Source organism: Brachybacterium sp. NPDC056505, assembly GCF_042794925.1.
Lineage (GTDB): Bacteria > Actinomycetota > Actinomycetes > Actinomycetales > Dermabacteraceae > Brachybacterium > Brachybacterium kimchii.
Map to the genome: position 1 here is coordinate 25,203 of NZ_JBHTSV010000029.1, position 22,137 is coordinate 47,339.

The 22,137-nt window shown below is 72.8% G+C and carries 21 protein-coding genes; 4 read left to right on the top strand and 17 right to left on the bottom strand.

Annotated elements, in window-relative coordinates:
- Positions 1-3: 3 nt before the first annotated feature.
- On the top strand, positions 4-945 hold the full coding sequence (locus tag ACFQ53_RS13320) for a helix-turn-helix transcriptional regulator (protein ID WP_377860440.1): 942 nt from the start codon (positions 4-6) through the stop codon (positions 943-945).
- Positions 946-961: 16 nt separating this feature from the next.
- Here ACFQ53_RS13320 and ACFQ53_RS13325 read toward each other — a convergent pair whose 3' ends face one another.
- The 8 genes from ACFQ53_RS13325 to ACFQ53_RS13360 form a co-directional block, all read right to left on the bottom strand.
- Positions 962-1,324 carry a hypothetical protein gene (locus ACFQ53_RS13325; RefSeq protein ID WP_377860442.1) on the bottom strand — a complete coding sequence of 121 codons (363 nt, stop codon included), beginning with the start codon at positions 1,322-1,324 and terminating at the stop codon, positions 962-964.
- Position 1,325: 1 nt separating this feature from the next.
- Entirely contained in the window at positions 1,326-2,006 is a 681-nt protein-coding gene (locus tag ACFQ53_RS13330) for an N-acetylmannosamine-6-phosphate 2-epimerase (protein WP_377860444.1), read from the bottom strand.
- 97 nt (positions 2,007-2,103) lie between these two features.
- Positions 2,104-3,120 carry an ROK family protein gene (locus ACFQ53_RS13335; RefSeq protein ID WP_377860446.1) on the bottom strand — a complete coding sequence of 339 codons (1,017 nt, stop codon included), beginning with the start codon at positions 3,118-3,120 and terminating at the stop codon, positions 2,104-2,106.
- Positions 3,107-4,066 carry a dihydrodipicolinate synthase family protein gene (locus tag ACFQ53_RS13340; protein ID WP_377860448.1) on the bottom strand — a complete coding sequence of 320 codons (960 nt, stop codon included), beginning with the start codon at positions 4,064-4,066 and terminating at the stop codon, positions 3,107-3,109. Before ACFQ53_RS13340 ends, ACFQ53_RS13335 begins: the two co-directional genes overlap by 14 nt.
- Before the next feature lie 46 nt (positions 4,067-4,112).
- Entirely contained in the window at positions 4,113-4,946 is an 834-nt protein-coding gene (locus tag ACFQ53_RS13345; protein WP_377860450.1) for an ABC transporter ATP-binding protein, read from the bottom strand.
- Positions 4,943-7,111: a dipeptide/oligopeptide/nickel ABC transporter permease/ATP-binding protein gene (locus ACFQ53_RS13350; protein ID WP_377860452.1), complete on the bottom strand. Its 2,169-nt coding sequence runs from the start codon at positions 7,109-7,111 to the stop codon at positions 4,943-4,945. Before ACFQ53_RS13350 ends, ACFQ53_RS13345 begins: the two co-directional genes overlap by 4 nt.
- Before the next feature lies 1 nt (position 7,112).
- Positions 7,113-8,078 carry an ABC transporter permease gene (locus ACFQ53_RS13355; protein ID WP_377860454.1) on the bottom strand — a complete coding sequence of 322 codons (966 nt, stop codon included), beginning with the start codon at positions 8,076-8,078 and terminating at the stop codon, positions 7,113-7,115.
- A gap of 106 nt (positions 8,079-8,184) precedes the next feature.
- Positions 8,185-9,798 (bottom strand): ABC transporter substrate-binding protein, encoded by a 1,614-nt coding sequence (locus ACFQ53_RS13360; protein WP_377860456.1) that lies wholly within the window; start codon positions 9,796-9,798, stop codon positions 8,185-8,187.
- Positions 9,799-10,065: 267 nt separating this feature from the next.
- Between ACFQ53_RS13360 and ACFQ53_RS13365 the strand changes: the two genes are divergently transcribed.
- Positions 10,066-10,758: a FadR/GntR family transcriptional regulator gene (locus tag ACFQ53_RS13365; protein WP_377860458.1), complete on the top strand. Its 693-nt coding sequence runs from the start codon at positions 10,066-10,068 to the stop codon at positions 10,756-10,758.
- Positions 10,759-10,807: 49 nt separating this feature from the next.
- Here the strand turns inward: ACFQ53_RS13365 and ACFQ53_RS13370 are convergent, their stop codons facing one another.
- The 8 genes from ACFQ53_RS13370 to ACFQ53_RS13405 form a co-directional block, all read right to left on the bottom strand.
- A complete protein-coding gene (locus ACFQ53_RS13370) occupies positions 10,808-11,947 on the bottom strand; it encodes a hypothetical protein (protein WP_377860460.1) in 1,140 nt (379 codons plus the stop codon).
- Positions 11,948-12,205: 258 nt separating this feature from the next.
- Positions 12,206-12,535 (bottom strand): plasmid stabilization protein, encoded by a 330-nt coding sequence (locus tag ACFQ53_RS13375; RefSeq protein WP_377860462.1) that lies wholly within the window; start codon positions 12,533-12,535, stop codon positions 12,206-12,208.
- Between the two features lie 81 nt (positions 12,536-12,616).
- The gene (locus ACFQ53_RS13380; protein WP_377860464.1) at positions 12,617-13,063 is read right to left on the bottom strand and encodes a hypothetical protein; all 447 of its coding nucleotides are present in this window, start codon (positions 13,061-13,063) and stop codon (positions 12,617-12,619) included.
- A 47-nt stretch (positions 13,064-13,110) separates the two neighbouring features.
- Positions 13,111-13,740, bottom strand: a complete 630-nt coding sequence (locus ACFQ53_RS13385) for a mismatch-specific DNA-glycosylase (RefSeq protein ID WP_377860466.1) — start codon at positions 13,738-13,740, stop codon at positions 13,111-13,113.
- Positions 13,737-14,636 (bottom strand): TIGR02206 family membrane protein, encoded by a 900-nt coding sequence (locus ACFQ53_RS13390; protein WP_377860468.1) that lies wholly within the window; start codon positions 14,634-14,636, stop codon positions 13,737-13,739. Before ACFQ53_RS13390 ends, ACFQ53_RS13385 begins: the two co-directional genes overlap by 4 nt.
- Before the next feature lie 57 nt (positions 14,637-14,693).
- Positions 14,694-16,823 carry a fructose-specific PTS transporter subunit EIIC gene (locus tag ACFQ53_RS13395; RefSeq protein ID WP_377860470.1) on the bottom strand — a complete coding sequence of 710 codons (2,130 nt, stop codon included), beginning with the start codon at positions 16,821-16,823 and terminating at the stop codon, positions 14,694-14,696.
- A 106-nt stretch (positions 16,824-16,929) separates the two neighbouring features.
- The gene (locus ACFQ53_RS13400; protein ID WP_377860472.1) at positions 16,930-18,087 is read right to left on the bottom strand and encodes a 1-phosphofructokinase family hexose kinase; all 1,158 of its coding nucleotides are present in this window, start codon (positions 18,085-18,087) and stop codon (positions 16,930-16,932) included.
- Positions 18,084-18,845: a DeoR/GlpR family DNA-binding transcription regulator gene (locus tag ACFQ53_RS13405; RefSeq protein WP_377860474.1), complete on the bottom strand. Its 762-nt coding sequence runs from the start codon at positions 18,843-18,845 to the stop codon at positions 18,084-18,086. Before ACFQ53_RS13405 ends, ACFQ53_RS13400 begins: the two co-directional genes overlap by 4 nt.
- A 205-nt stretch (positions 18,846-19,050) precedes the next feature.
- Here ACFQ53_RS13405 and ACFQ53_RS13410 point away from each other — a divergent pair, with 205 nt between their 5' ends.
- Positions 19,051-19,566 (top strand): phosphoribosyltransferase, encoded by a 516-nt coding sequence (locus tag ACFQ53_RS13410; RefSeq protein ID WP_200501749.1) that lies wholly within the window; start codon positions 19,051-19,053, stop codon positions 19,564-19,566.
- 42 nt (positions 19,567-19,608) lie between these two features.
- Here the strand turns inward: ACFQ53_RS13410 and ACFQ53_RS13415 are convergent, their stop codons facing one another.
- Entirely contained in the window at positions 19,609-21,222 is a 1,614-nt protein-coding gene (locus ACFQ53_RS13415; RefSeq protein WP_377860476.1) for a glycoside hydrolase family 10 protein, read from the bottom strand.
- Positions 21,223-21,430: 208 nt separating this feature from the next.
- Here ACFQ53_RS13415 and ACFQ53_RS13420 point away from each other — a divergent pair, with 208 nt between their 5' ends.
- On the top strand, positions 21,431-22,075 hold the full coding sequence (locus ACFQ53_RS13420; RefSeq protein ID WP_249479128.1) for an NAD(P)-binding oxidoreductase: 645 nt from the start codon (positions 21,431-21,433) through the stop codon (positions 22,073-22,075).
- Positions 22,076-22,137: the final 62 nt, after the last annotated feature.

Sequence of the window (22,137 nt, forward strand, 5' to 3'; positions counted from 1 at the left end):
AGGATGGATCCGATCACCGAACTGCGGGAGTTCCTCGCCTCACGCCGCGCCCGCGTGCGCCCCGAGGACGCGGGCCTGCCCGCCTTCGGCAGCCACCGCCGGGTCGAGGGGCTGCGCCGCGAGGAGGTCGCCCTGCTCGCCGGCATCAGCGTCGAGTACTACACCCGCATGGAGCGCGGACGGGTCGGCTCCGTCTCCGAGGAGGTCCTGCGCGGCATCGCACGCGCCCTGCTGCTCGACGACATCGAGTCCGATCACCTGCGGCGACTGGTGCGGGCCGCGGGCTCGCGCCGCCGGCCCGAGGGCCGCTCCCCGCTTCCGTCCGGGGCGGCGTCCGCCCGGGTCTCGGAGACGGTCCACCGGATGCTCGACATGCTCCCCGCGCCCGCCTTCGTGCGCAACGGCCGCTTCGACGTGGTCGCCGCGAACGCGATGGGCAGGGCCCTGTACAGCCCGGTGATCGAGTCGATGAGCGCGCCGAACACGGCCCGCTTCGCCTTCCTCGTGCCCACGGCTCAGCAGTTCTTCGTCGACTTCCCCGCCGCGCAGCGCGACGTGGTCGCCTTCCTGCACGCCGAGGCCGGTCGCGACCCCTTCAGCAAGGAGCTGCAGGACCTCGTCGGCGAGCTCTCCATGCGCTCCGACCGCTTCCGCGAGCTGTGGGCGCAACAGGACGTGAAGCTCCACCGCGCCGGCACCAAGCACCTGCGCCACCCGCTCGTGGGCGAGATGGTCCTGGACTACGAGGCCTTCGAGATCCCCGCGAGCCCAGGCCTGCGCCTGAACGTGTACACCGCGGCGCCCGGCTCGAGCGCGGCCGATGCGCTCGCCGTGCTCGGCAGCTGGGCGGCGAGCACCGCGGACGGGGCTGGCGGACAGGACGTGGCCTCGGACGAGGAGCCGAGCGTGGACGCCCCGTCCCGGAGCCTCCGCCGCGAACCCTGACGGCGGGTCCCCGTCCTTATGCCGGGTCGGTGAAGGCGACGGGCGTGCCCGTCGCCCGGGCGTGCGCGATCTCCCGGCGCGTGGACTCGCCGAGGTACCCGTCGGGGTTCACCACGAGCACGCGGTCGGCGAGGTCGATCCTGTGCAGGTGCAGGTTGCCGAGGGCCGCCTTCTGCTCGGGACCGATCTCCTGAGCCTCGTCCGGCGCGAACACTGCCGGGGCCAGGACGATGGCTCCCGCGAGGGTGAGGTCGCGGGTGGCCTCCTGCATCTCGCGGGCGAACCGGGTCGATCCGCAGATGCAGACGATCTCGGGACGGTCGGACGGTGCCGTGCGTTCCGAGAGCGCGTCCCGGGACACCGGCTCCTGCCGGTCCATCTCAGGACTCGACCGCGTCGCGGAACCAGCTGGTGATGGTCGTGGGGTGCGTGATCGCGGTGCCCACGACCACGGCGAACGCACCGGCATCGGCGCAGGCCGCGGCCTGCGCGGGCGTGTGCACGCGGCCCTCGGCCACGAGCACGGAGGTCGCGGGCAGGGCCACTGCGAGCTCGCTCAGCAGCTCGAGGTCGGGGCCCTCGGTGCGGGGGCGCGCATCGGTGTAGCCGGCCAGGGTGGTGCCGACGATCTCTGCTCCCGCCTCGGCCGCCGCGAGGGCCGACTCGAGGCTGTCGCAGTCGGCCATGATCGGGCCCGAGAAGCGCTCGCGGACGGCGGCGACGGTCTCGGCGAAGGTGCGGCCGTCGGGGCGGGGCCGCGAGGTGCCGTCGAGCGCCAGGACGTCCGCGCCGGCGTCGATCACGGCCAGGCAGTGATCGAGGGTGGGCGTGATGAAGACGCCCTCGCCGCCGTCCTTCCAGATCCCGATCACGGGGACGTCCACGGCCTCCTTCACCTGCCGGATGTCCTCGAGGCCCTGGGCGCGCACCGCGGCCGCGCCGCCGCGCTCGACGGAGGCGGCGACCTGCGCCATGGTGCCGGGGTCGCGCATCGGCTCCCCGGGGTAGGCCTGGCAGGACACGATCAGACGGCCCTCGAGGGCGGAGACCAGGGGATGCATCGCGGGATCCTTCCGGGAGCGGGAGCGGGAGCGGGAGACAGAGGCTGCGGGTCGGGGACGGGCGGTCGGACGGGAAGGGCGACGGGCAGCGCCCGGGTCAGGCGATGGCCCAGGCCGCCGCGCCGAGCAGCGCCGCGCGCGCACCGGCCCGCGCGGGGACCACGGGCGTCGCGGAGACGACGTCCATCGCCTCGCGCGCGACGCCCTGCCTGAGGGCATCGTCCCAGACCTCGCTCGCTCCGACGACGCCGCCCGCGAGGGCGACGGTCTGGGCGTCCAGCACGTTCAGGAGCGAGCCGATGACGCGGCCCGTGGCGAGGCCCGCCAGGCGGTAGGCCTCGCGCGCGGGGCCGTCGGCGGCGCGCGAGGCGGCGGCCAGAGCGGGCCCGTCGGCGCACTGCGCCGCGTCCGCGCCGAGGCGCCGGGCGAGGTCGAGGATCCCGGGCCCGGAGGCGAGCCCCTCGAGATGCCCGACGCGACCGCACGTGCAGGAGACGGACGCGGCCTCGGGGACGGTCACGTGGCCCACGTGGCCCGCGGCCCCGCGCACGCCCACGACCGGCCGGCCGTCGACCACCTGGGCGCCGCCGATTCCGGTCCCCACGGCCACGAGCAGCAGGGAGGAGGCGTCCCGTCCGGTGCCGAACAGGGCCTCGCCGAGTCCGTGCGCGTGGACGTCGTTGAGCGCCCGCGCGGGGATGCCGAAGCGCTCGGTGAAGGCGGCGGTCACGCGCGTCCCCGGCCAGCCCGGCAGCGAGGACGTCGCGTGCGTGATCTCCCCGCGCGCCACGTCCACGACCCCGGCCGTGGAGATGCCGACGGCCGAGATCCGGGCCTCCGCAGCACCTGCCCTGCTCGCGTCGCCGATCATGCGCGACCCGGCGTCGAGGGCGGCCTCGAGCACGGCCCGGGCCCCCTCGCGCGCGGGGGTCGGGACGGTGGTCTCCTCGAGCACCTCGGCGCGCGAGCGGTCCGCGGCGATGCTCACGCGAGCGGCCGCGATCTTGGTGCCGCCGATGTCGAGGGCGAGCACCGGGAGCGGAGCGGCGCCGGCTGCGGCGGCCTCCGATCCGCCGTCCGTCGCCTCGCGCGCCGTGGGCTCAGCGCCGGGCATCCAGCAGTCCCGCCTGATCGAGGATGGTGCGGATGCGGTCGACCGCCCCGCCCTCGATGGGGGTCATGGGCAGCGACATCGTGTTGGTCGAGAGGACGCCGAGCTCCCGCAGCGCCGTCTTGAAGGCTCCCACGCCGGCGGCCGGACCGGCCTTGTCGGTGGGCTGGAAGACGATCTCGAACAGGGCCGCGAGGCGGTCCTGCTCGGCGCGCACCGCGTCCCAGTCGCCCGCGCGCGCCGCGCGGTCCATGCGCACGTACCCGGCGGGATCGACGTTGCCGAGCCCCGGCACCGAGCCGTCGGCCCCGGAGAGGTAGGCGCCGTCGACGACGACCTCGTGGCCGGTCAGCAGCGTCAGCGGGGAGCCGGCCGCGCGGTTCAGGGCGGCCAGGCGGCGGAAGGACACGTCGTCGCCGCTGGAGTCCTTGACCCCGGCGATCGCGCCGTCGGCCGCGAGCTCCATGAGCTGGGCGGGGGCGAGCTTGACGTGCACGCAGACGGGGATGTCGTAGGCCCACACGGGCACGGAGGAGGCCGCGCCGATCGCCCGGAAGTGGGCGCCGATCTCGTCGGGCCCGGTGACCGCGTAGAACGGCGCGGTCGCGACGATGCCCGCGACGCCGTGCTTCTCGGCGGCCCGCACGTGGGAGACCACCCGATGCGTCTGCATGTCGATGACCCCTGCGAGCACGGGCACCTGACCGGCGACCTCGCCCACGACGGCGTCGAGCACGCGGTCGCGCATGGCGTCGTCGTGGTAGGCGACCTCTCCGCTCGAGCCGAGCGCGAAGATGCCGTCGACCTCTGCCTCGAGGAGGCGGGCGACGAGCCTGCTCAGGCTCGCCCGGTCGAGGTCGCCCTCAGGCGTGAGCGGGGTCAGGAGCGGCGGGACGACGCCCCGCAGCACGGTCGATCCGCCGGTGGTCTCGGGTGCGGTGGTGGTCATGGTGTCTCCTCCGAGAAGTTCGTGTGCAGTGTCGATGATCCCGTGCTCACAGCAGCGTGGGGGCCGCGGCGAGCAGGGAGCGGGTGTAGGGGTCCTCGGCGTCGGCGAAGACCTGTGCGGCGGGGCCGTGCTCGACGGCGCGTCCGCGGTTCATCACCAGGATCTCGTCGGAGACGAAGCGGACCGTCGAGATGTCGTGGGAGATGAAGACGAGCCCCAGCCCGAGCTCGGCCTTGAGGTCCATGAGCAGGTTGAGCACCTGGGCCCGCACCGAGACGTCCAGGGCGCTCGTGGGCTCGTCGGCCACGATCACGTCCGGCCGCAGGGTGAGGGCGCGCGCGATCGCGACGCGCTGTCGCTGGCCGCCGGAGATCTGGCGGGGCAGCACGTCGAGCGCGGAGACGGGCAGGCCGACCTGGTGGATGAGCTCGGTCACCCGCTCCAGCCGCTCCTTCTCCGTGCCGATCCCGTGGACCCGCAGGGGGTCCATGAGCGCCTCGCGGACGACGAGCCGCGGGTTGAGCGCCGTCGCCGGGTCCTGGAAGACGACCGAGATGGTGCGGCCGAGCTCCCGGCGCGCGGCGCGCGAGCGTCCCAGCGCCGCGCCATGGAAGAGCACCTCGCCGCTGGTGACCTTCTGCAGGCCGGTCATCACGCGCGCCAGGGTCGACTTGCCCGAGCCGGACTCGCCGACGATGCCGAGCACCTGCCCGCGGTCCACGCTCAGGCTGATGCCGTCGACCGCGCGGATGGTGTCGGGGTGCAGGAACGAGCCCGTGCGCAGGCGATGCACCACATGCACGTCGCGCAGCTCGATCACCGGACCGTCGCCCCGGTCGGTCCGTGCCGCGTCGCAGGCGCGCGGATCCTGGGCGCTCATGAGCGGCCTCCTCGGTCGTGGGTCGGAGATGTCAGGGGAGCGGTGCCGCCGGGGTCCGGGGTGGCGCGTCGCGCGGCCGCGCTCGTGTCCTTGACCGCGCCCTCGTCGGGGGACAGGGCGGCGGGCACCCGGTTGGTCGTCGCCACCAGGTGCTCTCCCGTCCGGGGCCCGACGGAGGCCCCCGCCTGCTCGTGCTCCTCGATCGCGACGAGCCGCGGGCGCACGTCGGAGCGGGCCGACGGGTCCTGCGAGCGCGGGGCGAAGCGGTCGCCGGCGGCGAACTCGCGCGGCGAGGGCACGGTCCCGGGCACCTGCAGCAGGCGCTCGGCCCGCGCCTCGATCGAGAGCACGGAGCCCAGCAGACCCCGCGTGTACTCGTGGCGGGGATCGGTGAGGATCTGGGCGGTGCTGCCCTGCTCCACGACCTGGCCCGCGTACATCACGGTGATGCGGTGGGCGAGCTGGGAGACCAGGGCGAGGTCGTGGCTGACGAAGACCATGGCGAAGCCCAGCTCCTCGCGCAGCCGTTCGAGCAGTTCCACGACCTGCCTCTGCACGGTCACGTCGAGAGCGGTCGTGGGCTCGTCGGCGATCACCAGGCGGGGGTCCCGGGTGAGCGCCATCGCGATCAGCACTCGCTGGCGCTGGCCGCCCGAGAGCTCGTGCGGGTAGGAGGAGAGCGTGCGCGCGGGGTCGAGGCCCACGAGCTCGAGCAGGTCCTCGGCGCTGCGGGTGCCGCCGCGGGAGGTCAGCTGCTTCATCTGCGCGCGGATGAGCATCGAGGGGTTCAGCGAGCTCAGCGCGTCCTGGTAGATCATCGCGACGTCGTGGCCGCGCAGGGCGTTGAGCTGCTTCGATCCCAGGTCCAGGACGTTCTTGCCGTCCAGGAGCACCTCACCGCTCACCCGTGCCGTGCGCGGGAGTAGTCCCATGATCGCGAGGCTCGTGACGGACTTGCCGGACCCCGATTCGCCGACGAGGCCCATGGTCTCCCCGGGGCGCACCGAGAAGGAGACGTCGTCGACGATGTCGACGTCGCCATGCGCCTCGGGGAAGGCGACGCGGAGGTTCCGCACCTCGAGGATCGGAGCGCCGGTCGCAGGAGAGGGGCGCTCGCCCCGTGCCTGCTCGGCCTCGCGGAGCCTGCGCAGCGAGTCGTGCAGGACCTGGCGGGCCATGTCGGCATCGGTCGCGCCGAGCACGTCCTGCTCCTCTCCCTCCACCTCGACCACGGGGCTCCGCTCGGCCTCCTCCAGGATCTTCTCCTGCGCGCGCTCGTCGGCGTCGACGTCGACCGACGCCTTGACGCGGGGGCTCGCGAAGGTGTCGGTGAGGCCTTCGGAGAGGATGTTCAGGGCGAGGACCGTGAGCAGGATGGCGACGCCCGGGAAGAACGTCGGCCACCAGTAGCCAGCCAGGAGCACCGCCTTGCCCTCGCTCATGATGTTGCCCCAGGAGGGCGACGGCGGCTGCACGCCCGCGTTGATGAACGAGAGCGAGGCCTCGAAGACGATCGCGTCGGCCACGAGCACCGTCGCGAAGACCATGATCGGCGCGAGGCAGTTGCGCGCCACGTGCTTGAACAGGATCCAGGCCGTCGAGGCCCCCATGACCTGAGATGCCGCGACGTAGTCCTCGCCGAACTGGGCGAGCACGTTCGCGCGGACGACGCGCGCCAGCTGCGGCACGTACAGGAAGGCGATCGCGAAGATGATCACCGGCAGCGAGGTGCCGAAGACCGCCACGAAGACGGCCGCGAGCGCGATGCCCGGGAATGCCATGACCACGTCGAGGATGCGCATGAGCACCTCGGAGGGCAGCTTCGCCGCGGTCGCCGCGAAGGAGCCCAGGACGGCGGCGACCACGAGCGCGGCGGCGGTGGCGCACAGGCCGATCAGCAGCGAGGAGCGGGCCCCGTGCAGCAGTCGCGAGAACACGTCCCGGCCCACGCTGTCGGTGCCCATCCAGTGCTCCGCGCTCGGAGGCTGCACGGGGGAGCCGGTCGCGAGCGGGTCGAAGGGGCTGATCACGGAGGCGAGTGCGGCGGCCAGGATCAGCAGCACCAGGAAAGCCAGGGCGACTTTCGAGGGGAGGGCGAGGGAGCGCAGCGCGCCCGGGCGGGCGCCGCTGACGGAGGCGAGGCGGGAGCCGAGTCGTCGGCGCATGTCAGATGCTCCTGATCCGGGGGTTGACGAGGACGTAGAGCAGGTCCACGAGGATGTTCACGACGATGAAGGCGATCGCCACGGTGAGCGTCACTCCCTGGACGAGGAACACGTCGTTGCGCTTCACGCCGTCGAGGATGAGCTGGCCCATCGCCTGGATGTTGAAGATGATCTCGATGATCACCGCACCACCCATCAGGTAGCCCACGCGCAGGCCCAGCACGGTGATGGGCGTGATGAGGGCGTTGCGCAGCACGTTGCGCGCGACCACGATCGGGTAGGGGACGCCGGCGCCGACGGCCGTGCGCACGTAGTCGCGGTCGAACTCCTCGACCATCGCCGTGCGCACCACGCGGGTGAGGGAGCCCGCGACCGGAACTCCCAGGGCGATCGCGGGGAGCGCGACGTTGTGGGACCACGTCATCGGGTCCGTGAGCGGACCGATCCACTGGCTGACCAGGGCGGGGAAGGCGCCCCAGCCGCCCGGGACCTCGCCGAGCCACTGGATGAGGAGGATCGCGAGCCAGAACGACGGGGTCGCGAGGGCAGCGACGGACAGCACGCGGATGAGCTGGTCGGGCCAGCGGTCGCGGAAGAGCGCGGCGAGCACGCCCAGGATCGCGGCCAGGACGATCGCGAAGGCGAGGCCCAGGAAGGTCAGCTGCAGCGTGATGGGGAAGGCCTTGGCGACCACGTCGGTGACCGGCGTGTTGCCGCTCGTGGTGCCGAGATCCCCGTGGAGCATGCCGCCGAGGAACCGCAGGTAGCGGATGACCTGCGGGTCGTCCAGACCGTTCGCCTCGCGGTACTGGGCGAGGGCGGCGGGCGAGGCGGACTCGCCGAGCGCGAGGCGCGCCGGGTCCGACGGGGAGAACGACATCACGACGAACACCAGCAGGGTGACGCCGAGGATCATGAGCGGCAGCGAGACGAGTCGCCTGCCGATCAGACGGACGAGTGAGGACACGGATCCCTCCAGGTGGGCCGGGGCGGACGGGCGGTGCGGGCCGGTGGGGGCTCGGGCCGGCGGACGGCGCCGCGGTGCGCGAGCATGTCGCGCACCGCGGCGGGCGTCACTGGGTGCTGCCGACCCCGATGAAGCTCAGGCCGGTCAGCGACGTGGGCTCGAAGCCCACGAGGGTGCTCGGGTCCCAGGCCGAGGGGGCGTTGCGGTGGAAGAGCGGGTAGAGCGGGACGTCCTCCGAGATGGCGTCGAAGGTCTGCTGCCAGAGGGCCTTCTGCTTGTCCGCGTCGGTCTCCGACATGGCCTCCTTGAGCAGGCCGGTGACCTCGGTGTATCCGTCGGAGCCCTTCCAGTGCATGCGCGTGTCGGTCCAGGTGTCGGCGAAGTACCACCAGCGCATCAGCAGATCGGGGTCGTTGCCAAACACCGAGGGGTCGCCGGGGGCGATCACCACGTCGTAGGCGCCGGGCTTGCCGTCGATCGTGTTGTAGACGTCCGCGGACTGCTTCTCGGTGAACTCGACCTTCACGCCGGCGGCCTCGAGCGACTGCTGGATGATCGGCGTGCACTGCTTGACCCAGTCGTGGTCGGTCGCCATCAGTCGGAAGCTCGTGAGGCCGGTCTCCTGGAAGAGGGACTTCGCCTTGTCGAGGTCGAGCGAGTAGACCGTGGAGGCCTGCTTGTAGTCCGGGTGGTCCTTCTGGACGAAGCAGGTGGCCGCCTCGGCCTGGCCTGACAGTCCGTCCTCGATGACCTTCTCCATGTCGATCGCGTACAGGAAGGCCTGCCGGTTCTTGAGGTCGTGGAAGGGGTTGTCCTCGCTGTTGTTGAACATCGCGAACAGCAGGCCGAACCCGAGCGGGGAATCGACGGTCGCCGAGCCCTTGAGCTGGTCGATCGAGAGGTAGGGCACGGAGTCGACCGCCTGGGCGGTCTTGGACTGCATCGCGTTGGTGCGCGTGGAGGCGTCGGGGATGATCTGCCAGGTCATCGTGGCGGCCTTCGCGGGCTGCGGGCCGTTGTACTTCTCGAAGCGCTCGAACTCAACCTTCTTCGAGGCGGCCCCGTTGTCGGTCATGGAGTACGGGCCGGAGCCGATGGGCTTCGCGTCGAAGGCCTTGGGGTCCTTCTCGACCGCGGCCTTCGGCACGATCTTCACGACGCTCAGGCGCTCGGCGAGGATCGCGACGGGGTGGGCGAGGGTGAACGTCACCGTGGTGTCGTCCTTCTTCTCGACCTTCTCGATGAAGTCGATGAAGCTCGCGTACAGCGAGGCGTTGTCGGGGTCGAGCACGCGCTCGAAGGAGAACACGACGTCGTCGGGGGTCACCGCGCTGCCGTCGTGGAAGGTCGCGCCGTCCCGGAGGGCGACGTCGACGCTGGTGCCGTCGCTCGTGGGGATGTCGGAGGCGAGGGCTGCGTAGACCTTGCGGGTCACGGGGTGGAGCTCGGTGAGGCCCTCGAGCGTGTGCCAGTTGACGGCGACCGTGAGCGCGGCGCTCGTGGTCATGGGGTCGTAGCCGTTGGTGCCGAGCTCGTAGGAGATCGCGGCGGTGATGGTGCCGTCCTCCTCGGCCTGCGTCGCCGCGGCGCCCCCGGCGTCCGAGGAGGCGTCGCCGCCGTCGCGCGGAGCGCAGGCGGCGACGGTGCCGATGATGCCTGCGGCGGCGGTGAGGAACCCCGTGGTCTTCAGCAGACTGCGGCGGGTGGTCTTCGTGGTCATGATCGGTGCGTCCCTTCGGGTGGGAGTGCTCGGCCGGACCGGATCGGTCCGAGGCCCAGGGCTCCGGGTGCGTGCAGACGGCTGCGTCCGTGCTCCCGGCGTCCCGCGCATCGAGCGGAATCTTTATCAGACGTCTGATGTCTGATGTTCTAGCGGTACTCTAGACCCGGATGCCAGTGGATCGGAACGGGTTACCGAACCGTGACCCGGATCGCATCATGGAGGCAGGACCGCGCGATCGCGCGGTCCTCGTAGGGAGGAGAGCGCATGCGCCGGAACGACGCGGGCGGGGACGTGGTGGCCCGCATCAAGGATCTGATCCTGCGCTCGGGGCTGCACCCGGGGGATCCGATGCCCACCGAGGCGCGGCTCGTCGAGGAGCTGGGCGTTGCGCGCTCCTCGGTGCGCGAGGCGATGCGCACCCTGTCGTCCCTGGACATCGTCGAGGTGCGCCACGGCCACGGAACGTTCGTGGGGAGGATGTCTCTCGCCCCGCTCGTGGACGGATTGCTGTTCCGCGCTCGCCTCAACGACGGCAACGACCTGCGCACCCTGCGTGAGGTCGTCCAGGCGCGGATCGCCCTGGACCTGTCGATCGGGCAACGGCTCGTCGAGGCGTGGCACGAGGAGGACCTGGCGCCCGCGCGCGCCGAGGTCGAGCGGATGCGGGCCGCGCACGCCGCCGGCCGGTCCTTCGCGGAGGCGGATCAGGCGTTCCACGCCGCCGTGCTCTCGAAGCTCGGCAACGAGCTGATGATGCAGCTGGGGGACGCGTTCTGGCAGGTGCACACCTCGGCGCTCCCGCTGCTCGACGTGCCTCCTGCCACGGACATCCGCCTGACCATCGAGGCGCACGACGCGATCGTCGATGCGCTCGAGGCGGGTGACACGACCGCGTACGAGAAGGCCGTGCGCGCGCACTACAGTCCGCTCGAGCGGAACCTCACCGCCTCCGAATGAGGCCGCGGGAGCCGCGGTCCGCGGCTCCCGCGGGCTCGGCCCGCGGCGCTCAGCTCGGGCTCGACTCGTGCGCTCCTTCGCGCCGCGCATCGCCACTCATGCTGCCGATGCTCGCGGCGGGCGTCGCCTCGTCGTGCCAGCGCAGCAGCGCGCCGATCCCGTCGACGAGGACGTCGGAGCCCTCGGTGTCCTCGCGCAGCGCGCTGATGCCCGCGTCGGTGCGGATGGCGCTGAGCAGCAGGCGCTCGACGTCCGGGCAGGGGCGTCCCGAGACCAGCAGCAGCTCGTCGACCTGACCGCGATCGAGCACCTGGGCGACGTCGTCGGCGCTGGTGGCGGCGGCGCCGTCACGACCGCTGGCCTCCCGGAACCGCGCGAGCAGGTCCTCCTCATGACGCGCGATGAAGTCGCGCGTCACGCGTACGACCTCCTCGCGGAAGGCGGGACGGTCCAGGCTCTTGCCTCGCGTGCCGCCGGGCACCTCGTGCAGGCGCTCGAGGGCCTCCTGTCCGAGCTCCGCCTTCAACAGTGCGCTCGAGCGCACGTCCCCGGTCAGCAGCACCATGTCGGGCCGCTGCTCGCGCACGATGCGCTCGACGGTCCGTGCGACGGCCTCGGCATTGCGCTCCCAGGAATCCTCGACGCGGGCCTCGATGTTGCTCGCGCGCCAGCCGTGCTGGGCCCCGCCGCCGAGGCTCGCCTTGTGCAGCTCGTCGTGGCCGCCGTCGACGCTCGCGTCCTCGCCCAGTCCCTCGCCGTGCTTGCTGAGGGAGGGGGCGTCGGGTGCGCGCAGGCGCAGGTCGGCGCCGGCGCGGTCCACCTCGATGAGGAGCTGGGTGACGGCGAAGGGCGTGAGCTCGAGGAGCGGCAGCAGCTCGGGCTCGTCGCCGAAGTGCGCGGACTCGTGCAGGGGCGGCACGGGCAGGACCCGATCGACGACGATCTCGTCGCCCGCGGCGATCACGGTGCGTCCGTGGCGTCCACCGATGGCCGACGGGGTCAGCAGGGTCTCGCCGATCCGGTCCAGCAGCGGAGCCGGGGCCCCGGCCGCGGCGAGCTGGTCGCGCATGCGGGCCCAGCGGGCCTCGATCTCGGTGACGGCCTGCGGATCCAGCCGCGTGGTGTCGAGGTGGACGGAGACGTAGGGGCCCTCGTTCTCCAGTGCGGACCTGAGCCAGGGAAGCTTCACGTGTACCTCCTGCATCGGCGGTGACGGCGCCCGGAGCCTGACGGCTTCAGCGCCGTGCGGGTGCCGCCACCTTTCCACGGCGCGCAGGGTGCCGCAACCGGTTCCCGCGAACTGCGCGGAGGCGAACCCATGGCGCTGTGCGCTGGGATCTTGAGATGTCCGGATGTTCCGGAACGGCGTGTCGACGCCGCGGGGCGGCGCCGCCGCGCGTCCCGGGACGATGTCCGCGGCGCGGGGCTCCGGGGGCGGACGCGTCCGTCAGTCGCGGTCCTCGACGGCGTCCTCGAGGTCGTCCTTGGTCATCGAGGACCTGCCCTCGACGTCCTGTCGCCGGGCGTCCTCGTAGAGCTGGTCGCGAGTGCGTCCCTGCGGTCCTTCGTGGGAGTGCTTCCCGCCGCGCTCGGAGGGGGACTCGTCCTTCGTCGAGGTCGTCGAGGACTCGTCGGCCTCGCCCTCCTGGGCGCGGGTCTTGTTCACGGTGCGCGCGGCGATCTCCTCCGCGGTCTCCTCGGAGCGACCCTGCTCGTGGACGCTGTCCTTCACGTGCTGGTACTGACGCTCGCGCTTCTCGCTCCATGCCTCGGGCATCACGGCCTCCTCGTCGGTGCGGATCGTTCGCGCCCGATCACCCGACCGGGCGCGATCCACAGTACGCTAGGCGGCCCGGCGTCAGCGTGCGGCCGGCGTCCCCCGGCGCTCGGAACGGGAGGCCCCGCCCCTGCGCATGCTCAGGGTGAACAGGGCGATCACGGCGACGAGGATCAGAAGTCCCACGACCACGTGCAGCCAGACCACGCCCATCTCGGCGATGCCGATCTGGATCAGGGCGAGCACGGCGACGGAGATCGCGTGCATCATCAGCCCCTTGTTGCCGCTGCGGCGCGACCACAGCACGGCGCTGACCGCGGCGGCCAGGGTGTCGAGGAAGAGCACGTAGCCGAGCGTCTGGTGGAGCGGGAACACGCCGCCGATGCTGCCCAGGATGCCCAGGCCCAGCAGGGTCTGCACGATCGCGATCAGAGCGCTGCTGCCGGCGGTCAGGCGCAGGGCGTTCAGCACGGGATCGGTGGGTGCGGACGGTGCAGGGGAGGAGGGCGAGGGCGCGTTATTCGACATGGTGTCAGCATAACTGCGGTGGGCGCGGAGGGGCCGCCCGCGCGCGCTCAGCGGGTGCTGTCCCACACCTCGCGCCAGTCGCGGGCGAGGGTGTCGATGTTCGCGTGGGCGTTCAGCCCGCTCGGCTGCGGCACCACCCACAGCAGCGAGTCCTCGGGCCACTCCTCGACGTCGGCCGGATCCTGGAGCCCGAGCTTCGCCCGGGGGAGGCGGAAGGCGGTGCGGTAGGCGGTGATGCCGGCGATCGCGACGGAGCGCGGTCGCATCTCGCGCACGCGCTCGACGAGCCGTCTCCCGCCCTCGTGCAGCTCCTCGCGCGCGAGCTGGTCGGCGCGGACCGTGGCGCGGCCGACGAGGTTCGTCAGGCCGATGCCCCGGCCGAGCAGCTGCTGCTCGTCCTCCTCGGTGAGTCCGGCGGCGCAGTCGACCTGGTGGTCGGTGAGGCCCGCGCGGTGCAGGGACGGCCAGAACCTGTTCCCGGGGCGCGCGAACGGGGCGTTGACCGCGGCGGTCCAGAGTCCGGGGTTGATGCCGACGATGAGCATGCGCAGCGGCGACGGGTCGCCCGGGCCGGGCAGGATGTCGTCGACGCCGTGAGGGTCCGTGGTGGAGACCTGCGCGAGATCGTCCTTGGTGGGACGTCGGCCTCCGAGTGGCGAGGGGCGGCGGGAAGTCATCCTGGCACTGTATCGATCCGAGGCGGATCGCCCGGCCCGGACGACGGATCATCGGCCCGGGCGTCGTCGCTGCGGCTCCCGTCGGCCCGGATCTCGCTGGCCCGGAGCTCGTCCGACCGTCCCGTCCGGCGGTCCAGCAGCACCCAGGGCAGGGTGAGGAGGACCCAGACCACCGCGATCGCGAGCGCCTCGACGAGGAGGTACCGGGGCCAGGGGCCCATCACGTCCAGCAGGCTCGGACCCGCGGGCGCATGGCTCAGGTACCCGTAGTTCGCTCCGGTCAGCGCGTTGCCGATCATCGCGATCAGTGCCCACAGCGCTGTTGCCGCGTAGGCGAACCGGAACCCTCGCCAGGTGGGGCGCATACGCAGGCCCCAGACCAGGATCACGGGGATCAGCACGCCCGTGCCGTGGGCGATCCAGTACTCGGCGAACTCGAGCGGCGGCCACACGAAGTAGTTGACGTCGGGCGTGAGCACGGACTGCATGTTCAGGGTGAGACCCCAGTAGTAGGTGATGACCACGAGGCGCCGTGCGCGGGTGATCAGGGCCAGCGGCCCGATGAAGCGCAGCACGTCGGAGAGGTGCAGCGGCAGGGACTCGTCGATGTCCCACGCCCACGGCATGAAGCCCCACAGCGTCCACAGCAGCGAGTTGGCCAGCAGCACCCCGCCGAGGACCCGCAGCCGGCGCTCGAGAACGGGCGCGCCCCCGCGATCGTTCCCGCCCTCGACCGGACGGCCCGGCCCGCGGCCCCCGCCGCGCTCGCAATCGGCGCGTCGCCGCACGATGACCGCCGCGAGGGCGCAGAGCGCCGCGATGACCGCGAGCATCGTGAGGTGCTGGGCGCCGTAGGGGGCCATGTGCCCCAGCAGGGGCGCGTCCGCGCTGTCCACACCCGCAGGGTAGACCGGCGCGGACGCGGGCAGGCGGAGGTCGCGGGCGCCGGGGCCTCAGGCGGTCGCGGCCTCGTGGCGGACGCGTCGCGCGTGCTGCTCCTTCAGCACTGTGACCAGGGCTGCCGCGAGGAGCGTGCCGATCACGATCGCGAGCACGTACCCCCACACCGGGCTGATCGCGAAGAACACGAAGATGCCGCCGTGGGGAGCCTGCGAGCCCACTCCGAACGCCATGGAGAGAGCGCCGGTGACCGCGCCGCCGGCCATCATCGAGGGGATGACGCGCAGCGGGTCGGCGGCCGCGAAGGGGATCGCGCCCTCGGAGATGAAGGAGGCGCCCAGCAGCCAGGCCGTCGTGCCGTTCTCTCGCTCCACCTGCGTGTACAGCGAGCGTCGCACCGCCGTGGACAGCGCCATCGCCAGCGGCGGCACCATCCCGGCGGCCATCACCGCGGCCATGATGTGGAAGGACGCCTCGGTCCCCTGGGAGAGTCCCGCGGTCGCGAACAGGTAGGCCGCCTTGTTGATGGGGCCGCCCAGGTCCACGCACATCATCAGCCCGAGGATCACGCCCAGCAGGATCGCGGAGGTGCCGCTCATGCCGGTCAGCGCGTTCTGCAGGGCCTCCATCACCCAGGCCAGCGGGCGGCCGAGCACGAGCAGCATGGCCCCGGCGACGATCCCCGAGGTCACGAGCGGGATGATCACGACGGGCATCAGCCCGGCGAGCCAGCGCGGCGGGCGCAGCGAGGCGAGCCACATGGCGATGAGCCCCGCCAGCAGGCCCGTCACCAGGCCGCCCAGGAAGCCCGCGCCGACCGTCACCGAGATCGCCCCGCCGATGAACCCGGGGGCGATGCCGGGGCGTCCGGCGAGGCCGAAGGCGATGAAGCCCGAGAGCGCCGCGACCAGGAAGCCCATCCCGGCGCTGCCGATCGCGAAGGCGACGGCGCCCAGGTACAGCAGCAGTCCGGCGCGCGAGGTCATCTCCTGCCCGCTCGCGCCGTCGTAGCCGAGGTGCCCGGGCAGGTTCGTCAGCGAGTTCCCGGTCGCGACGTCCTGCGCGACGTAGGAGACGTCGAACCCGCCCAGCAGGAAGCCGAGGGCCATGAGCAGGCCGCCCGCGGCGACGAACGGGATCATGTACGACACGCCCGTCATCACGGCGGCCTGGATCCGCTTGGGCCAGGAGACCGCGGCGGCGGAGCTGGTCCCGGTGCTTCCCGAGCCGCCGGAGCCGTCCGCGCCCGCGCCCTCGGCGCCGGCCTCGGCGGAGACCTTCCTCGCGCGGGGATCGCGGGCGGCCGCGACGGCCTCGTCGACCATCTCGGGGCCGTGGGAGATCGCGCGCTTGACCGGGTGCTCGATGACGGGCATCCCGGCGAAGCGCTCGCGCCCGGAGATGTTGACGTCGGCCGCGACGATGAGCGCGGAGGCCTCCGCGATCTGCTCGGACGTGAAGGGCGTGATGCCGCCCGAGCCCTGCGTCTCCACGTGCAGGCGCACGCCCTTCTCCGCGGCGGCCGTCTCGAGGGACTCGGCGGCCATGTAGGTGTGGGCGATGCCGGTCGGGCACGAGGTGATCGCGAGCAGCACGGGGGGATCCTCGGCCGTCGCGGGCGCGACCTCGGAGGTGCCGGCCGTCGGTGCGTCGGCCGCCGTTCCGTCCGTCGGGGCGGGGGCGACGTCCGCGGCCGACGCCGACTGCGCGGGTTCGGGCTCGGCTTCTGGCTCGGGCTCGATCACCCCCATCACCAGATCGGCGACCTCCTGGGGCGTCGCGGCGGCGCGCAGCGAGGCGAGGAACTCCGGGCGCACGAGGGCACGCGAGAGCTGCGCGAGCAGACGCAGATGCTGGTCGTCCGTCCCGGCGGGCGCCGAGATGCCGATCACGAGATCGGCCGGCCCGTCGGCGGATCCGAAGTCGACCGGCTCGGAGAGCCGCAGCAGGCCGAGAGCGGCCTCGTGGACGGCCTCCGTGCGGCAGTGGGGGATCGCGAAGCCGCCGGGCATGCCGGTGGCGAAGGACTCCTCGCGGGCCAGCAGCCCGGCTTCGAGACCGTCGCGGTCCGAGCGTCCGCTCGCGGCGATCAGGTCGGCCATCTGGCCGATCACCGCGGACTTGTCTCCCGCCGGCTCGACGTCCAGGTGGACGAGGTCTGCGGTCATGAGGGGTTCTGACATGGCCAGCTCCTTCTTCGGAGGGCCCGGCTCCAGCCGGGCGGGGTCATCGGTCGTCGGCGCTGGGCCGACGTGACGTCGGGTCGGATGTCCGGTGACGTCGTGCGGGTCAGAGAGCCCGCACGGCATCGGGTCGGGCGACGACCTGGTCCGGGCGGGGGATGGTGGTGCCGGGCAGGGCGACGGCCGCGCTGCCGTAGGCGACGGCGCGGGCGAGGGCCGTGGGGGCGTCCTCGTCGCGGCTGCGGGCGAGCAGGAACCCGGCGGTCGCGCAGTCGCCCGCGCCCACCGTGGAGACCACGCGGGTGGGGCCCGCGGGGCAGAACCAGGTGCCCTGAGCGCTCGCGAGCAGGGCACCGGCACCGCCGAGGGTCACCAGGACCTCCGCGACGCCCTGCGCCCGCAGGTCCTGCGCGGCCTCTCCCACGGGACCCAGCTCGGCGGAATCCAGATCCGTGCCCGCGCGCTCGAGGGCGTCGAGGGCGGCGGCATCGAGGCCCGTGAGCTGCGCGAGCTCAAGGGCATTGGGCTTGAGCAGGTCCGGTGCGGACACCGGGTCCTCGACCCAGGCGGCGGCGAGGGCGCGCAGAGGGGCGTCGGAGGTGTCGACGCCCACCCAGGCCCCGCGTTCGTGCAGCGCCCGGACCATCCGCGCGTACCAGTCCTCGGGGAAGCCGGGGGCGAGGGAACCCGAGAGCATCACCGTGTGCGCGAGGGACCGCTCGTCCGTGGACGCGCCATGGCCGTGCGGGCCGCCGGGGCTGCCGGGGCCGCCGGAGCCCGACCCCGTGAGCAGGGCGGATTCGAGGGCCGCCAGCTCGGCGGGGGAGATGTTCGCGCCCGGCTCGTTGAGCTTCGTGGTCACCGTGCCGGCGGGGTCGCCGATCGCGTCGGGGTGCTCGGCGGACCCGATGCTGCCGACGCTGCCAGTGCTGCCGCTGCTCGTGGTGCTCCCCGTGCTCTCGCTCGCCGTGCTCTCACGCGGGGAGAGCACCGTGAGATTCGTGCGCACGGCGCCGGCGACGGGGGAGGTGCGCAGCGGCGCATCGGCGTCCTCGAGCAGAGCCCGGTAGGGGTCCTCGGCCCCGACCGGCACGAGCGCCTCGACCTCGGCGCCGGCGAGGTGCAGGGCGCGGGCGACGTTCACGCCCTTGCCCCCGACCTGCGTGGCCTCCCGGACGATGCGGTGCACGCCGCCCGCGGAGAGCGGAGCGCCGAGGACGACCATGCGGTCCAGCGACGGGTTCGCGGTGAGCGTGCGGATCATGCGACCACCACCTCGGTGCCGGCGTCCTCGAGCTCGGAGCGCAGCGCCTCCGGCAGGTGCGCGTCGGTGACCAGGGCGTCGATGTCGCCCGTGCGGGCGAAGGCGACGAGCTGGCGCACCTGCGCCTTCGAGGAGTCGGCCAGCAGCACGCGCCGGCTCGAGCGCTCGACGATGGCGCTCTTCACCGCGCCCTCCTCGGGATCGGGGGTGAACAGCTCCGCGCCGTCGAAGCCGTTGCATCCCAGGAACGCGACCTCGGGGCGCAGCCGCGCGAGGGCGGACACCGTCTCCGCGCCGACGCCCGCACCGGTGCCGGGGCGCAGTCGCCCGGGCAGCACGTGGACGGTCGGGCCGGCGAGCCCGAGCGCCGCCTGCGCGACGTCGAGCGCGTGGGTGAGCACGGGCCCGGTGCGCTCGGCGAGATGGGGGACCAGCGCGAGGGTCGTGGTGCCGGCGTCCAGCAGCACGGACGCCTCGGGATCCGTGGGGAGCAGCGCCCGCGCCGCATCGGCGATCCGTCGCTTGGCCTGGGTGTTCGTGGTCCGACGCGTGTCGAGGTCGGGCTCCGCGTCGCGGGTGCGGCGGGCGATCGCGCCGCCGTGCACGCGGGCCAGCAGACCGCGCCGCTCGAGGTCGTCGAGGTCTCGCCTCACGGTCTCGGTGGTCACGTCGAAGCGCTCGGCGAGCTCCGAGACCGTCACGCGGCCGGACTGCTCGAGGGCGTCGAGGACCTGGCGCTGTCGCTCCTGGGCGTACATCACATCACCTGCGTCGTCGGAGGGCGGGTCACCGGGAGCTCGGGCCGGCTTCCGGGAATGAGCCACACACTAGAACATGAACCCACGGAAAACAACATTCGGGCATGTGGGGCTCTGTGGTGGTCGCGCGGGGCCCCGCGCTCGCCCGTCCCGGCGCGGGCGGTAGCATCGGGGCACCCCCGCTCGATCCGTCCCAGGAGCCCAGATGTCGCAGGCCTACCACGCCGATTCCTCCGATCTCGTGACGAAGGAGGTCCTCGACTGGGAGCTGTTCGGGACCGCGTCCCGGGAGCTCGCGCAGACCATCGCCGACTCGGGCTTCGATCCCGAGATCGTGATCGCGGTCGCGCGCGGGGGCCTGCTGCCCGCCGGCTCGCTCTCCTACGCGCTCGGCCTCAAGCTGGCCGACGCGATCAACGTCGAGTTCTACACCGACGTCCACGAGACCCTGCCGGATCCGGTCCTGCTCGCCCCGATGCTCGACACCGAGTCGATCCAGGGCAAGCGCCTGCTCGTGGTCGACGACGTGGCGGATTCCGGGCGCACCCTCGCCCTCGTGCTCCAGCTCCTGCGCGAGCAGGGCGCGGATGCCCGCAGTGCGGTCCTCTACGCGAAGTCCGCCTCTGTGGTCGCCCCCGATTTCGTGTGGCGGCGCACCGACGAGTGGATCGTCTTCCCGTGGTCGGCCGAGCCGCCGGTCACGCCCGCGACGCAGGCCTGATCGCGCACGCGCCCGTCTCGGGCTGCGCGGCCAGCGCGGGGGTCAGCCCCGCGGGCGGCGCACCGTCGAGGGACCGCTCTGTCGCCAGGTGCGGTCGAGCGCCGTGACCGCGTACCAGCCGCGTGCGTCCGCGCCCGCGTGCGTGTACTGCTGTGGGCTCTCGTCCTCGTCGGCCCGCACCACGGCGACGAGGTTCCGTGCATCCGCGAGGTCCCGGCTCGTCACGTGCGGTGAGCGCAGGCGCCAGATCGCGAAGCTGGTCGCCTCCCCGCTGAAGCGCAGCGTGACGCCCTTGCGCGAGGCGCGCACGGACTGCAGGTAGGGCGCGGCGGGCGCCGTCCCCTCGACGCTCTCGATGACGGGGACGATGGCCGGGTGCGCGAAGCGCTCGCGCACGAGCTGCTTGACCGCTCCGGTCTCGTCGTCGCGCATGCTCGTCGCGCTGAACCAGACATAGCCCTGGACGGAGCCCAGGTCGCGGCCCAGCTCCACGTGCTCGGAGAGCTCGCCGGGCTTCTCGAAGGTGCCGTCCACCGCCTTGTAGGCCGCCTCGCCCACGAACAGCGCGACGTCGGAGTCCTCCGCGAGGTCCGCCCACCAGCGCACCAGGGTGTCGTAGTCGGCGAGCTCGTGGCCGATCTGCCAGTAGATCTGCGGGTTGATGTAGTCGACCCAGCCCTGCTGGACCCAGCGCCGGGAGTCGGCGGAGATGATCTCGTACGACTCCGATCCCGCGGTGTCCGACCCCGCGGGATCGCTCGTGGAGTTCCTCCAGATGCCGAACGGGCTGATGCCGAAGCGCACATGCGGCTTCTCGCCGCGGATCCTCTCGTGCATCTCGCTCACCAGCAGGTCGACGTTCTCCCGCCGCCAGTCCTCGATCGTGGAGGAGCCGTCGCCATGGCGCTCGAAGGTCCCGGCGTCCGGCAGCTCCTCGCCCTCGACCGGGTAGGGGTAGAAGTAGTCGTCGAAGTGCACGCCGTCGACGTCGTAGCGGGAGACGGCGTCCATCATCGCGTCCTGCACGAAGGCGCGGACCGCGGGGACGCCCGGGTCGTAGTACAGCTTGCCGCCGTAGGCGAAGGACCAGTCCTCGTGGGTGCGCGCGGGATGGTCCTCGACGAGGTCGGCGGGGTCATCGCTGTTCATCGACACCCGGTAGGGGTTGAACCAGGCGTGGTACTCGAGGCCCCGGCTGTGGGCGGCGTCGATCTGGAAGGCGAGCGGATCATATCCGGGGTCCTCGCCCTGGGTGCCCGTGAGCCACTGCGACCAGGGCTCGAAGGGCGAGGGCCAGAAGGCATCGGCCGTGGGGCGCACCTGGGAGACGACCGCGTTCATGCCGAGCTCCTGCGCCAGATCGAGCCAGGCGAGGTACTCGCGCTTCTGCTCGTGCGCGCTCAGCCCTGTTCTCGAGGGCCAGTCGATGTTGTCCACCGCGGCGATCCACAGGGCCCGGAACTCACGCACCGGAGCGGTGTCGTGCCCGTGCCCGTGCCCGGGACCGTGTCCCGTGCCGTGGCGGCCCGCGCCGACTCCGGCGGGGGCTCCGGAGCCCCCGGCCTGCGCGGACCCCGCGCCGAGGGCGAATGCCGCACCGCCGGCGGCGGCGCCGGTGGATGCGCGGAGGAGAGAGCGACGGGCGAGGGGTTCCACGGGGCCTCCTGGGGCGGGAGAGGGGAGCGCGAGCCCGTGCGCGGACCGGCGAGCCGATCGCGCGAAGGGGACGGGACCCGAGCGCGTCCCACGCTTCCATGTCCCCGTCTCCGTGGCAAGCGTCACACGCGGCGCGTCGGCGGTCGCGGGTTCCGCCACGAGCGCACGGGGCTTCCCCCGACGGCCCCCAGGTGCGAGTGTGGGGCGCATGAAGATCACACTCATCGGAGGACATGGCAAGGTCGCGCTGCTCGCCGAGCCGCTGCTCGTCGAGGCGGGGCACGAGGTGCGCGCGGTCATCCGCAACCCGGACCAGGTGGCCGACATCGAGGCGACCGGAGCGGGAGCCGTCGTCATCGACATCCAGCGCCTGGACGAGGAGGGCTGGAAGGATCTCATCGCGGATTCCGACGCCGTCGTCTGGACGGCCGGCGCCGGCGGCGGCGATCCCGAGCGCACGTACGCGGTGGACCGCGACGGCGCGATCGCCTCGATGGACGCCGCCGCCCGTGCGGGCGCCCGCCGGTACGTCATGGTCAGCTACTTCGGCGCCGGCCCGGACCACGGGGTCGATCCCGACAACGGCTTCTTCGCCTACGCGGAGTCCAAGGCCGCGGCCGACGAGCACCTGCGCGGCACCGATCTGGACTGGACGATCCTCGGCCCGAGCGGCCTCACCATGGAGGAGCCCAGCGGCCGGATCGACGTCGAGGCCGCAGAGAGCGGCACGGTCAGCCGTGCGAACGTGGCGCAGGTGATCGCCGCGGTCATCGACCGCCCCGAGACCTTCGGCAGGTTCGTGCAGTTCAACGACGGGGAGACGCCGATCCCCGAGGCCGTCGCAGGCCTCTGACCGCCTCCGCGGAGACAGCGCGTCGGGACCGCAGCGGCCCGTGGACCCCAGGGGTCCACGGG

Bases quoted from the DNA above. Each gene is read 5' to 3' on its own strand.
- ACFQ53_RS13380 (WP_377860464.1), bottom strand. From the start codon at position 13,063: ATGTCGAATAACGCGCCCTCGCCCTCCTCCCCTGCACCGTCCGCACCC.
- ACFQ53_RS13395 (WP_377860470.1), bottom strand. From the start codon at position 16,823: ATGTCAGAACCCCTCATGACCGCAGACCTCGTCCACCTGGACGTCGAG.
- ACFQ53_RS13335 (WP_377860446.1), bottom strand. From the start codon at position 3,120: ATGCCCGGCGCTGAGCCCACGGCGCGCGAGGCGACGGACGGCGGATCG.
- ACFQ53_RS13405 (WP_377860474.1), bottom strand. From the start codon at position 18,845: ATGTACGCCCAGGAGCGACAGCGCCAGGTCCTCGACGCCCTCGAGCAG.
- ACFQ53_RS13360 (WP_377860456.1), bottom strand. From the start codon at position 9,798: ATGACCACGAAGACCACCCGCCGCAGTCTGCTGAAGACCACGGGGTTC.
- ACFQ53_RS13365 (WP_377860458.1), top strand. From the start codon at position 10,066: ATGCGCCGGAACGACGCGGGCGGGGACGTGGTGGCCCGCATCAAGGAT.
- ACFQ53_RS13375 (WP_377860462.1), bottom strand. From the start codon at position 12,535: ATGCCCGAGGCATGGAGCGAGAAGCGCGAGCGTCAGTACCAGCACGTG.
- ACFQ53_RS13330 (WP_377860444.1), bottom strand. From the start codon at position 2,006: ATGCATCCCCTGGTCTCCGCCCTCGAGGGCCGTCTGATCGTGTCCTGC.
- ACFQ53_RS13320 (WP_377860440.1), top strand. From the start codon at position 4: ATGGATCCGATCACCGAACTGCGGGAGTTCCTCGCCTCACGCCGCGCC.
- ACFQ53_RS13340 (WP_377860448.1), bottom strand. From the start codon at position 4,066: ATGACCACCACCGCACCCGAGACCACCGGCGGATCGACCGTGCTGCGG.
- ACFQ53_RS13400 (WP_377860472.1), bottom strand. From the start codon at position 18,087: ATGATCCGCACGCTCACCGCGAACCCGTCGCTGGACCGCATGGTCGTC.
- ACFQ53_RS13325 (WP_377860442.1), bottom strand. From the start codon at position 1,324: ATGGACCGGCAGGAGCCGGTGTCCCGGGACGCGCTCTCGGAACGCACG.
- ACFQ53_RS13420 (WP_249479128.1), top strand. From the start codon at position 21,431: ATGAAGATCACACTCATCGGAGGACATGGCAAGGTCGCGCTGCTCGCC.
- ACFQ53_RS13410 (WP_200501749.1), top strand. From the start codon at position 19,051: ATGTCGCAGGCCTACCACGCCGATTCCTCCGATCTCGTGACGAAGGAG.
- ACFQ53_RS13350 (WP_377860452.1), bottom strand. From the start codon at position 7,111: ATGCGCCGACGACTCGGCTCCCGCCTCGCCTCCGTCAGCGGCGCCCGC.
- ACFQ53_RS13385 (WP_377860466.1), bottom strand. From the start codon at position 13,740: ATGACTTCCCGCCGCCCCTCGCCACTCGGAGGCCGACGTCCCACCAAG.
- ACFQ53_RS13345 (WP_377860450.1), bottom strand. From the start codon at position 4,946: ATGAGCGCCCAGGATCCGCGCGCCTGCGACGCGGCACGGACCGACCGG.